The following is a 12608-nucleotide window of genomic DNA, read 5'->3' as shown; positions in this document are numbered from 1 at the left end:
GCTTACTATCAATCAACCACGTATGAAACTTTTTCTAGCTGTAGCCGCTCTGGCGCTATGGGTTGGGGATGCTGTTGCCCAATCCGATCACACGGTTAGCCTGTCTGGGTCGCTGATCGACTCAGCCACGACGCAACCGGTTCCGTTCGCCACGGTGGCCGTGCGCGATGCCGCCCGGCTGATTGCCGGCATCACCACCGACAGCGCAGGTACGTTCCGGCTGCCCAACCTGCCACTGGGGCGCTACACACTCGCCCTCTCATCGGTGGGTTACCGGCCAAAAACGCACCCTATTACCCTGACGGCCGATGAGCCCGTGGTGCAACTCGGTGCGATTGCGTTGCGGTCGGAGAGCCGGACGCTGGGCGAAGTCACGGTGACGGCGCAGAAGGCGCTCATCGAGGAAAAAGGGGATAAGCTGGTGTATAATGCCGAGAAAGACATCTCCAACGTGGGCGGTTCGGCGGCCGACGTGCTGCGCAAGGTGCCGTCGCTTAGCCTCGATCTGGATGGCAACATTCAGATGCGGGGTAACAGCAACATCAAGGTGCTGATTAACGGAAAACCATCGGCGATGATGGCGCGTAATCTGGCTGATGCGTTGAAACAAATGCCCGCCGACAACATTAAGTCGATCGAGGTCATCACCAGTCCCGGTGCCAAATACGATGCCGAAGGCGCGGCGGGGGTAATCAACATCATTACCAAAAAAGCCTTGCAGGGCTTCAACGGGTCGGTGATGGCCTCGGTAGGTAACTTCAACCGCAGCACCAATACCAAGCTGGCGCTCAAAACCAAGAAGCTGGGCGTCTCGCTCTCGGCCAATGGCTACCAGTTTCGGAACATCCGCGAAGGCCAGACACGGCGCACGACGTTGCTAAACGGGCAGCCACTTAATTACCTGTATCAGGACACTAAAGCCGACAACACCGGCACGGGCGGCTACGGCGAATTCAGCCTGGATTATGACCCGGATTCGACCAGCCGGATCAATTTTGCGGCCAATGCCTGGGGCGGTTCGTATCCTAACAACAGCTCGGTGATCAACCGCCTGACCGACCCGGCGGGGATTACGCTGCAATACTTCCGCAACGATATTCGGTTCCGCAATCCGTATGGCAACAGTCAGTTCGATCTGGGCTATACCAAGACGTTCCGCAAACCCGCCGGGGTGACTTCGGAGAAAGAGTTTACGCTGCTGACGCAGTTCAGCCGGATGCCCGACAACTACTTTTATGACACGGACCGCTACACGCTCAACGAAGTCGAGCAACTGAGCTACCGGCAGCGCAGCACCAACTACAGCCGCAACAAAGAGTACACGCTTCAGGCCGATTACACGCACCCGTTCTGGGTACGTATGCACCGCGATACGGCTCAATTGAAGCTGGAAGTGGGCCTGAAGGCGATCCGGCGCGACATTGGCAGCGAGTACCGGGTGGAGCAGTCACTGGATGGGCAGCAACCCTTCGTGGCCGACCCGAGCCAGTCGAACGATTTCGACTATAATCAGCAGATTTATTCGGGCTACACGGCGCTTCGGGTAGAAACCAAACAGAAGTGGAACCTCAACCTGGGTGCCCGCTTTGAACGCACCGAGATCAGCGGCAATTTCCTGACGACCAAAACCTCGCTGGCGACGCAGTACCAGAACCTAATTCCGAGCGTGACGATCTCGAAGGGCATCAAGTTGCACACGATCAAGGCCAGCTACACGCAACGGATTCAGCGGCCGCAACTCTGGTTTCTGAACCCCTGGGTGAATGCCAGCGACCCGCGCAACCTGCAAACCGGCAACCCCTACCTGAACCCGGAACTGAACCATGCCGTCGAACTGGGGCACAGCGTGAGCACGAAAGGAGGGCTGTCGATCAACACGGCCTTTTACTGGCGCATGACCAACAACGCCATCGAGTTTATCCGGACGGTGGACGAGGCGGGCGTATCGCTGAGCAAACCCCAAAACATCGCCCAGCGTAAAGCCTACGGGCTGAACGTCAACCTATCGGGGCAGGCCAATAAAAACTGGACGCTGAACGGCGGTGCCGATGTGCGGTACGTCGATCTCAACAGCCCCGGCCTGAACCAGCGGAACAGCGGCGTGGTGGGCAACTTTAACGTGAGCAGCACCTATAAGCTGCCCAACAACTACACCTTACAGGCAAACGGGAATGTTAACTCGGGCTGGATTAACCTACAGGGCCAGGGGACGGCTTTTTACTGGTATGGGTTTGCCCTGAAGCGCGAGCTGATGCAGAAGAAGGCGAGCCTCACGCTGGGGATCAACAACCCATTCAACCGGGGGGTGTTGCAGACCAACAGCCAGTCGGCGCCCACGTTTGAGTCGGACACCCGCTTTTTATTCCTGACGCGCTCGGCCCGGCTGGCCTTTGAGTGGCGGTTTGGCCAGATGAGCGCCGGGGGCAAGCAAAGCCGTAAAGTGCAGAACGACGATGCCGGCGGGCGCTGAGGGCTGCCCGGCCAGACGAGCCGCCACTGATGCCGGTAAGCCATCATAGCGGTTCGTCGCCGTCGCCCTTTACCCAGATCGATACGACCGTCTCGCCTTCGGCCGGACTGTCGATTACCAGCCGCCCCTGGTTGAGTTCGAGGATTTTTTTGACGATCGCCAGGCCCAGACCAAAGCCCTGCTGCTCATACTGGCCGCGCTCAAACTGCTGGTAAGGCGCTATTTGCGAACTGAACTCCGGCCGAAACGGCTGGCCCTTATTCACGAACGTGAAGCGGTAGAGCGCGCCGTCGGGAGCCCCGCTGATCTGTATTGGCTGCGTTTGATCGGAGAATTTAATGGCATTGTCGATCAGTTCTTCCAGGCAGATGCGCAGGTTTTCGCCCGATAAGCCCAGGGGGGCACTTTGTATAGCCAACTCATAAGGCACCGACCGGTCGAGCCGATGCCGAACGGCCTGTAGATAGCTCTCAACAAGTTGATGGGTAACCACCGTGCTGCCCGTTGAAAAATGAGTATAGGCTTTTTGGGTGGGGTCGAGGCTCATCAGGGTATTCATCAGGCGACTGTTGTCCAGCGACCGCTTCAGCCGCAGCCCACTCAGTTTGATCATCGTCATCATGGAAACGGCTTCGTCGAGGGTGTACCGCTGATAATCATTGATCAGGATAGACGAAAACCCGATGATGCCGGTGAGGGGCGTATTGTATTCATGAGCCGAAACCGTTGTGAGCGTATTACGGTAGGTCTCCATCTGCGTTTTCAGCGCGCTTTTGCGTAATTCTTCGCGTTTCAGCCGGCTGTCGATGGTGTGCAACAAACTTTGAAAGGTGAACGGCTTGGTGAGGTAATCGTCGGCCCCCAGGTTCATTCCACTGCGTATGTCCGTCGGATCGGATTTGGCCGTCAGAAAAATAAACGGCGTAGTGGCAAAGGCCCGGTTGGTCCGGATTACGTCGAGCACCTGGTAGCCGTTTATTTCTGGCATCATAATGTCGCACAGAATCAGATCGGGCGACAGCAGCATGGCCTGACTGATGCCGTCCCGGCCGTTGTTGGCGGTCTCTACCCGGAACCCGCGCAGGGTCAACAGCTCTTTGATGTTTTCACGTATCTGCGTATCGTCTTCAATCAGTAATATCTGCGTATCCATTGGTTAGGTGGCTGTTAAGACAGCGTACGGTGTGAAACAGAATCATTGCCCGCGCCAACGAACGTTCCTTCGGGCGCGTCAACGGGTAGGGTAATGGTGCAACAGGTGCCTTTTTTCTCTTCGCTCTGGATCGTCAGCTGGCCGCCGTGTCGTTCCACAAACTGCCGCGAGATGACGAGCCCCAGCCCGGTCCCCGATACCCCATTGGCGTTGCTGGCCCGGAAGAAGGCCTGAAACAGCATCGACACCTCGTTGGCCGGAATGCCAATGCCGGTGTCGGTGACCTGGATGATCAGGTACTTGCCGTCCTGGAACGAAAGGCGCAACGTCGGGTTGGTTTTCGAAAACTTAAAGGCATTGGAAAGCACATTGACGATGACGTGGCTAATCAGCTTTTCGTCGAGAAAAACAGGATGTGGCGTGCCTTCCACAATAAAATCAACGCTACGGTGGTCGCTTCGCTGGCTGAAGTGGGTGCTGATGACGTTCTGAGCAATCGCTACCGGATCAAGCCGCTTGGGGCTAAACTGTATTTTCCCCGCTTCGATCCGGCTGATTGTCAGCATGTCGGTGAGCAACCCGCTAAACTGAAGTATTTCTTTTTCGATAACACCCAGGTGCTTCTGGATCGCCGTGCTGGCGTCAGGTACGTCCAGATACAGCTTTATCAGATCGACACTGGACTGAATCGTAGCCAGGGGCGTCCGAAACTCGTGCGACGCCGTGGAGACGAACTGCGACTTGAGGTGGTTCAGCTCCTGTTCATGCACCAGCGCCTGCTGAAGCACAAGTTCTTTTTCTTTCTGGGTGGTGATGTCGTTGGCGATCCCGATCTGCCGGATAGGTTTGCCCGCTTCGTTGCGAATGATGAAGGTGCGGACCGACACCCACGACAGCGAACCATCCAGGTTTTTGCGGCGACACTGGATCTGCGACTCCTGGCCCGACAAATACTGCGTGATGGCTTCGCTGACAATCGGCATGTCTTCCTCGTAGATGTCTGGCAAAAAGGAGAACGTGTCGTCGTGCAGGCTTTGGCAGCTGCGGTGCCAGACGCGCTCGTAGGTCGGGTTGATGTAGAGCAACTGGAACGGATCGACCGAATGGATCCAGAAGATTTCATCCACATTCTCGGCAATCTCCCGGAAGCGCTGTTCACTTTCGCGTAGAGCCTCTTCGGCCTGCACCTGCTCCGTAACGTCCCAGATGACGCCAATATGGCGCACGATGTCTCCCTGCTTGTTTCGGATCAGTTTACCGTTGACTTTGACATAGCGGAGTTCGCCATCGGGCCGGATAATCCGGGCTACGTTGGTAATCGTATCGCCCTTGATGTTACGCTTGTACTGCTCCCAGAAGGAGGCGAGGTCGTCGGGATGAATCAGCCGTAGATAATCCTCGTAGTAGAGAGTGGTTTTGCTCGTCGGGATGCCATAGATTTCGTAGGCCCGCTCATCCCAGAACAACCGGTTGGTTCGCGCGTCGGCTTCCCAGATTCCCTGGCCCGCGGCCTGGGTGGCGAGCTTGAGGCGTTCGTTGAGGCCACGTAGCTGCGTTTCGACCTCCTGCCGCTGGGTAATGTCGCGGGCCGACCCATACACGACATGATTGATCCCGATGGCATTCCATTCGATAATCCGGTAGTGGCCGTCTTTACGGCGCATGCGATTGATCTGGTTACGAACCGGCTTCTGTAGAATCGGAACCAGCAGATTGGCGTATACAAACTTCTGTTCGTCGGGGTGGATGAGCTGCAGAAAGGGAATTGATTTCAGCTCGGCAGCTGAGTACCCCAGCGTTTCCTGAAAGGCCTGGTTGACGTCGGAGATGTTGCCCCGGCTGTCTGAAATGCAGTGCATGTCGAGCGCGCCTTGGAAGAAGGTATTTAACTCCTGATTTTTACGCTGAAGGTTGATCTCCGCCGTCTTCAGCGCCGATATATCGGTAGACAGCCCCACGTAACCGATGATTGTTCCATCATTGGCCTGAAGGGCGCTGGCGGCCAGCAGGATCGGGGTACGTTGCCCAGTCTTCGTCAGGGTGACGCATTCACAATAGAAATACCCCTGCGTGGCGAGCGACTCGGCAAAGAAATCCGTCAGGGGGCGCCCCCGGCCATTCAGCCGGTACATCACAACCGGTAACGGGTTGGTTGCCGGCCCGGGCTGGAGGTACACCATGCGCCCAATCAGTTCATCGGCCCGATAGCCCAGCAGGTGTTCACTGGCCTGATTAGCCGTCTGAATCACACCGTGGATATCCGTCGAAATGATCGCTTGTCCCGCGTGTCGTAGAATGGCCTGATGAAGGGTGGAGAGCCGCCTAACTTCCTGGGTACGTTCCTCCACCTGTTGTTCCAGGTCTTCCGTGTAAAGCCTGAGCTGCTCATCAAGCTGCTGCTGATAAAGCACGATTGCCAGCGGACCAGCGAGCTCCTGTGCAATCTGAAGATCGTCTTCCGAAAAGAAATACGCTTCGACCGCCATCAGACACAGCGCGCCGATGCATTTGGTCTGGCTGTATAGGGGAATGATAAGCTGCGATCGAAAAGCACCCGGAAGGATAGACGATTCCGCGGTAGATAGTGCGGTGTCGGGTTGTATATCAGGGTGATAACTGAAGGTTTCTGGCTGGCTTTGGTCAAACCACCGACGAAAATAGTGGCCCGTTACCCTCACATCCGGATCCATCGCTAACTCACCATCAATGGCCTGGCATTTGGCGACGGCCCAGTCCTGGCTGGTTTCAAGTTGAAAGACCGTGATCTGGCCACAGGGTACCATGAAGTACAGGTATTGCATCGCGATCCGGAGCGGCGACTGATCGGCCATGCGATAACTGAGCAAGGCATGATCGATGGCGTGCAGACCTTCCAGCCGCTGGCTGACGCGCCGAATGGCCGCTTCCTGTTGCAGCCGGGATAACACGTTGGCGACGAGCGTGCCGAAGGTGGCAAGAAAAGCCACGTCGTTCTGGCTCCAGGTATACGGTTCATCTACTGTGTAAAAACCGATGAAGCCCTGCGTTTGGCCTTGCTGAACGAGCGGGACGGCCACCATCGACTTGACCGAGATAAACGAAAAGAAAGCCCTCTCCCGATGTTGGTCCGGGCCGAGTTCGTCGATGCGCAGGCAAATAATTTCGCCTTTTTCCAGCTTGGGCTGCATCCAGGAAAAACACTCTTTAGGGCGCGTCTGGATGCGTTCTTTTCGAGGCACAATACCCGGCGCGCACCATTCATGGATACAACGGCCCTCTTCGTAATTACTATTGTAGGTAAACACCGACGCCCGCTGTGCATCGATATGCTTGCTCACCTGCCCCAACGCGTCGGCAATGCAGCAGTCCACTTCGTTGGCCTGTAGGGTAATGAAGCGGCTGGAAATAGCCGAAAGGGTGGATTCTATGGCTAAATGACGCTCTATACGATGCTTCGACTTTTTTTGTTCGCTTACGTCCTGAACGGTCACCATCACAAGTTGCTCCGTCCGGCTCAGGGTAACATCGTGCCAGACCGGTTCGCCATGCAACCAATATTGATTACTCAACTGCTGTGGCTGACCTGTTTGAAGAACCGCCACTAGCGGAGCTAAAAAAGTAGCTTCCTGTCCGCGCTGAAGTAGCTTACTGACAGGTAGGCCATTCAATTCTTCGATGCTTAGTTGACAAATTGTAGCAAATGCAGCATTGACCAGCTTGTAACGAAAATCAATAATTTTTTTCTGGCTATTTCGAATAGGTTCTAAGAAAGCAACACCTTGCGATGAAGTATCAAACCAAAATTGTAATAAATGGTCCATGAGTGAGTAAATACACCGCTCGTTTCAAGTAGATAGTATACCGTTTATGATCTTCTTAATTGTTGATGTAGAAGCTGCTAGCTATCAGGTAAGCAACCAATTTTAATTTTTTGGGCAAAATAGATGCCAATACTTAGAGGATTATAAGTAGTTAGGCGATGTTGTACACATAGTGTATGTGTCAAAGGTAAGTTGATTCACAATAATATATGTGAATATTGTGAAAATATACTTAGCTGTTTCTGTAATAGGATATTAGTAACTAATTACTATATCAAAATTTGTAATTATTTTAATATTTTATTGTGTATTTTACAAAAAAGAAGATTTTTTAGTTGATTTAAATCATAAATTTTTAGGCTCAATCAGAAATAAATCATGTGCTGATACACCCTAATTTATTTCTGATTGAGCCTAAAAAAATAATTGAGACGCACGTTTATATGCAATCGCCAGCTGGAAAAAGATTATTAAGTGCCGCCTAACTACTACAGTCAATTATTACTTATTAGTTAGTTAATGATAAAATTGTTAGTTAGGTTTTGCTGCCTCAACTGCGCTTCTGTGCTTTGTCGAAATACTGCCGCATGTATAGCAACTGGTAGGTAACAGCCGTGTTCCAGTAGGGCCAGTTATGGCCACCGGGCCGGGTAATGTAATCGTGGGCGATGTTGCGTTCCAGCAGCTTGTCGTGCAGGTTGTTGTTGACCCGGAAGAAAAAGTCTTCGGTGCCGCAGTCGATAATCAGCGACAGCGAGCCGGGCGTGAGCAGGTGCAGCAGGTTGATGACCGTGTTTTGTTCCCAGCGCTCGGGATACTGCGCATACGTACCCAGCCGTTTGGCAATGTCCCAGTTGTTGGGAAACGGCCGGATGTCGACCCCGCCACTCATACTGCCCGCCGCCCCGAACACGTCCTGATGCCGCATCGCCAGGTACAGCGCGCCGTGCCCACCCATGCTCAGGCCGGTAATGGCGCGCCCCTGCCGGGTTTTGACTGTTTTGTAATGGCTATCGACCCAGGCGACCAGTTCACTGGCTACGTAGGTCTCATACCGAAACGCTGGATCGGCGGGGCTATCGAAATACCAGCTGCCGTAGTTACCGTCGGGACAGACGACAATCAGGTTCTGGGCATCGACAGTGGCCGGGAGCGCCGCCGATTTTTTGATCCAGTCGCCGTAGTTGCCGCTATAGCCGTGCAGCAGATACACCACCGGCAGTTCGGCCCCGGTCGTGTACGAATCGGGCGTCACCACGACGGCCTTGATCGTTTTTTTCATCGACGGGCTGTAGGTGTCCACCGTGTCGACTTTGGCGGCGAAACTGAGGGTAGAGACAGCGAGGAATAGAGGCAGCAGGTACGTTAGGCGGAAAAGGTAGCGCATTGGGGAGTAGGGGGGACGTGGGGGATACGTGACGGTTTGAGATGTGATGGGTTTGAGACGTGACGGGTTCGAGACGCAAGGGATTGCGTCTCTACGGGGTTGGGGCTGTGACCGGCTTCTGGTTCAGGGCTTTGCGAACGGCGGGGGCCACTTTGGTACCGAACAGTTCGATGGCACGTAGCGTGTTGGCGTGCGGAATACCATAACCGCTGATGGTCTGGGCGATGTAGCGCGTGTTGCCGAACAGCTCGTGAAAATACAGGATCTTGTCGATGATCTGCTGCGGGCTGCCCACCATCAGCGGGCCATGCTGACGCATCTGCTCGAAATGGCCCCGGCCGATGGGCGCCCAGCCCCGCTCTTTGCCGACGCGGTTCATCAGCGTTTGGTAGGGCGGGAAAAACTCGTCGGCGGCCTGCTGCTCGGTATCGGCCACGTAAAACTGGGAGTTTATGGCAAGCTGCAGCTGGGTGGGATCATGCCCGGCTTGCTCGGCGGCCTGCCGGAATAGCTTCACAAACGGCACAAACCGATCGGGCGTACCCCCCAGAATGGCCAGCGTCATGGGCAGGTTCAACGTACCCGCCCGCACGGCCGAGGCCGGTGTGCCACCAACGGCGAGCCAAATCGGCAACATCGGTTGCAGCGGACGCGGATAGACGCCCCGGTGGTCGATGGAAGGGCGTAGTTTCCCTTGCCAGTCGACGATTTCGTTTTGGTTGATAGCCAGCAGCAACTCCAGCTTTTCGGTAAACAACTCGTCGTAGTCGTTCAGGTCGTAGCCAAACAGGGGAAACGACTCGATGAACGACCCGCGCCCCGCCATAATTTCGGCCCGGCCGCTGGAAATCAGATCGAGCGAGGCGAAATTCTGAAACACCCGCACCGGATCGGCCGAGCTGAGCACCGTCACGGCGCTCGACAGCCGGATCGTCCGGGTTTGGGTGGCGGCTGCTGCCAAAACCACTTCCGGGGCCGAAATGACAAAGTCGGGCCGGTGGTGTTCGCCTAGTGCAAACACATCCAACCCGACTTCATCGGCCAGTTTGATTTCTTCCAGCAACTCCTGCATCCGACGATGCGCGTTGATGGCTTTCCCGGCGACACCGTCGGGCTGCACTTCTCCGAAACTACTGATGCCTAATTCCATGCGGTTACTTGACAGGTCTGTTTATAAAACAGCAAATGGCCCGGCCAGTTCCTTTCAACACATCAAGTCAAACCTATAAGGTCTTCGAGACCTTATAGGTTTTTATATAGGCTACTTATTCATCTGCTTCAGGTGCTCGTCCAGCAGTTTGATGAAATAACCACCCACTACCGAGCGGGCCTGGAAACCGACCTGTTTGGCATCGGTTGTTTCGTGCCAGTCGGACAGTGGTACTCGCGTGGGGGTCTCGTTGGCATACTTCCAGATTGGCTCAACCAGCGCCCGGAAATCCCGGTCCGAGTCGGCCATGGTGGCTGTCCAGATAATCCAGTCTGACTTGGTGTAGGTCTTGCGGCTGTCGAGCGGCAGGCCATAGGGCTGCTGCTTTTTCAGGTAAAAATCCATTTCGTCGCGCACCACTTCCTTCGGAAACACGTCGAGACCCAATAGCTTGTCCCACACGATGTTGTATTTCTGGCTCCAGCTGCCGGGCGTCTTGTCGAACGTTAGCGCGTAGTGCGGTCCGTCGTCGAGTTTATCCATCGTCATCCAGCGTTTGGCCAGATCGCGGGCGAGCGTCAGGTGTTCATCGGCGGTTTTCTGGTCACCAAGTTGCGCGGCCATCTGCCCGTAGCACGCAATCCCGACGATGGCTTTGGCCGACAGGTTGGCATTGCGGGCGAGGTGACCGGCAAAGTCATCGGTGCAAAGCTGGTTGCCGGGGTCGAAGCCGTCGCGCTTGAGGAAGCCAACCCATTTGGTGAGGGTGGGCCAGTGTTCGCGGGCGAAGTTGGCGTTGCCGTCCATTTTCACGGCGGCGGCGGTCAGGATGATCATGTTACCGGCTTCTTCCACCGGCATGTCTTCGCCGTAGGTTTGCCCGTTGGCGAGTGGGTACGTGCCGATGTCATGCGCCGGGAAATCTTTCTTCCACCGGCCTGATTCGCTGTAATCGAAAATGAATCGCAGCAGCCCTTTGGCCAGCTCGTTATTGTACAACAGGAACATGGGGGCCGATGGGTACGTGACGTCGACGGTACCGATGGAGCCGTTGGAGAAATTCTCTTTCGACAGAAAGAACACATCGCCTTTCGGCCCCGCCACGATTTTGTGTGCGGCAATCGCCTGCCGATAGGCCAGCTGGCAGAGGTCGGCGTATTCTTTGCCACCGGCCTTGCGGGCATCGGCATAGAGCTGCTTATCGAAATCGGTGCTTTTCTGGCGCAGGCGGGCGTAGTCGGTTTCGGCGGCCTGCAACGTGTTCTCCATCGTCATGTTCGGGTCACGGTGCCACCAGCCCCGCAGATTTTGCCCGAAATACTGCACCGAATACACGTCGTCGTACCCCAGCAGCAAGTGTTTGGCCGCGCCCGCTTTCGACACATTGCCCAGATTGAGCACCGTCGCCAGCGTGACGTTGCTGGCCACGTCGGCCGCGCTTTTGGTTGCAGGTAGTTGGCCTTTGGTGGCGAAGGCCTGCTTGAGGGCACCCGGCGTACCGGTGACCACGCGGCCATCAGCCCCCTGAGGAACGGCGAGGTAGGCGTAGCCCCAGTCGATGCGAACGTTGTCGCCTTTCTTACCCAACACCGGCTGCGCTTTAGTGCCTACGGCGGCAAACGTCAGGCCGGAGCCCTGCCCGGCTTTGGTGACCACATCCTGCCCCGGCGTGTTGGTCGCGACGGTGGCCGACTCGCCAAAATACACCTGCACCGAGTGGGGCTTGTTGTCGCGGGAGCGGGCCTCGAACGTCACGTAGCTGACGGGGCGAGCCACCACTTCCAACTCGTCGAGCAGCAGCGGCGACAGAAAATTGACGTGCAGATCGACAGGGCCGGCCGTAAAGGTGTAGTCGGTTTGGGTGGCGGCTACGCGGGCTTCGGTTTGGGTGGCAACTGGCAGGGTGGCCGTGGTGGCCGGGCTCACCAGCCCTACGTCGATGAAGGACGCGCCCACCGGGCTCACGCAATGCACCGCCAGCACGTTGCGGCCTTTGCGCAGGGCTTTCTGGCCCGCTGCCGACAGGGGCAGGTAGAGGTATTCACCCGCGCAGCAGGTTTTGTTGAGTAGCAGTGTTCCGTTCAGATACACCTCCACATCGTCGTCGTGGCTAATGGCCAGCAGCAGTTTGGCGGGATCGACGTTGCCGTCGTAGGTAAACTCGCGGCGGATATGAATCCCGTTCTTGTCAGTACGGCTGCTGAGCCAGGGCGTGCGCGATTCGGGCGTGTCGCCGAAGGGACCGGGCCCAGTTTTCCAGCCGGTTGCCGCGTAGTCCAGTTTTTCCCAGCCTGCGCCGGGGTCGGTGAGCGTATACTGCGCCGTGTAGGGTTTGGCTTCACCGGTGGGCAGCAGGGCGTTGTAGACAGTCGGGACCGCGCCCAGAAACTGATAGACCTTGCCATCGACTCGAACAATGCCTTCGAGCGACTGCGGTTTGCCGGTCCAGTGGCGGGTGGGGCTGTCGGTCAGCTTATCGGTCGTGCTCCAGATACTGAAATAGGGGTCGTGGGTAATAAGCGGGTATGCAGGCGGGCGCAGGTCCTGGGCAACGCCGGTCGTAAGCGACAGGGCAGCGGCAAGCAGGCCAACGGAGAAGGTTGAGCGCATGAAGAAGACGTTTTCAGGTACAGGTATAGGTGGCAGCT

The 12608-nt window shown here is 56.1% G+C and carries 6 protein-coding genes; 1 reads left to right on the top strand and 5 read right to left on the bottom strand.

Going from position 1 to position 12608, the window contains the following annotated elements:
* Positions 1-22: 22 nt before the first annotated feature.
* Positions 23-2470 carry a TonB-dependent receptor gene (locus ACAW74_RS11150; protein WP_370698278.1) on the top strand — a complete coding sequence of 816 codons (2448 nt, stop codon included), beginning with the start codon at positions 23-25 and terminating at the stop codon, positions 2468-2470.
* 43 nt (positions 2471-2513) lie between these two features.
* On the opposite strand, the gene ACAW74_RS11145 is transcribed toward ACAW74_RS11150, so the two are convergent.
* The 5 genes from ACAW74_RS11145 to ACAW74_RS11125 all read right to left on the bottom strand — a co-directional run bounded on the left by ACAW74_RS11145 (position 2514) and on the right by ACAW74_RS11125 (position 12570).
* Positions 2514-3623: a hybrid sensor histidine kinase/response regulator gene (locus tag ACAW74_RS11145; protein WP_370698277.1), complete on the bottom strand. Its 1110-nt coding sequence runs from the start codon at positions 3621-3623 to the stop codon at positions 2514-2516.
* Positions 3624-3637: 14 nt separating this feature from the next.
* Positions 3638-7423, bottom strand: a complete 3786-nt coding sequence (locus ACAW74_RS11140; protein WP_370698276.1) for a PAS domain S-box protein — start codon at positions 7421-7423, stop codon at positions 3638-3640.
* A gap of 550 nt (positions 7424-7973) precedes the next feature.
* Positions 7974-8810: an alpha/beta hydrolase gene (locus ACAW74_RS11135; RefSeq protein ID WP_370698275.1), complete on the bottom strand. Its 837-nt coding sequence runs from the start codon at positions 8808-8810 to the stop codon at positions 7974-7976.
* A gap of 91 nt (positions 8811-8901) precedes the next feature.
* Positions 8902-9960: an LLM class flavin-dependent oxidoreductase gene (locus ACAW74_RS11130; protein WP_370698274.1), complete on the bottom strand. Its 1059-nt coding sequence runs from the start codon at positions 9958-9960 to the stop codon at positions 8902-8904.
* 111 nt (positions 9961-10071) lie between these two features.
* Positions 10072-12570: a glutaminase family protein gene (locus ACAW74_RS11125; protein WP_370698273.1), complete on the bottom strand. Its 2499-nt coding sequence runs from the start codon at positions 12568-12570 to the stop codon at positions 10072-10074.
* Between the last annotated feature and the right edge of the window lie 38 nt (positions 12571-12608).

It is taken from the genome of Fibrella musci (assembly GCF_041321105.1).
Classification (GTDB): Bacteria; Bacteroidota; Bacteroidia; order Cytophagales; family Spirosomataceae; genus Fibrella; species Fibrella musci.
Note: the sequence above shows the minus strand (reverse complement) of the source record. Positions and strands in the feature narration are given on the sequence as shown.

Bases quoted from the DNA above. Each gene is read 5' to 3' on its own strand.
- ACAW74_RS11150 (WP_370698278.1), top strand. From the start codon at position 23: ATGAAACTTTTTCTAGCTGTAGCCGCTCTGGCGCTATGGGTTGGGGAT.
- ACAW74_RS11145 (WP_370698277.1), bottom strand. From the start codon at position 3,623: ATGGATACGCAGATATTACTGATTGAAGACGATACGCAGATACGTGAA.
- ACAW74_RS11140 (WP_370698276.1), bottom strand. From the start codon at position 7,423: ATGGACCATTTATTACAATTTTGGTTTGATACTTCATCGCAAGGTGTT.
- ACAW74_RS11135 (WP_370698275.1), bottom strand. From the start codon at position 8,810: ATGCGCTACCTTTTCCGCCTAACGTACCTGCTGCCTCTATTCCTCGCT.
- ACAW74_RS11130 (WP_370698274.1), bottom strand. From the start codon at position 9,960: ATGGAATTAGGCATCAGTAGTTTCGGAGAAGTGCAGCCCGACGGTGTC.
- ACAW74_RS11125 (WP_370698273.1), bottom strand. From the start codon at position 12,570: ATGCGCTCAACCTTCTCCGTTGGCCTGCTTGCCGCTGCCCTGTCGCTT.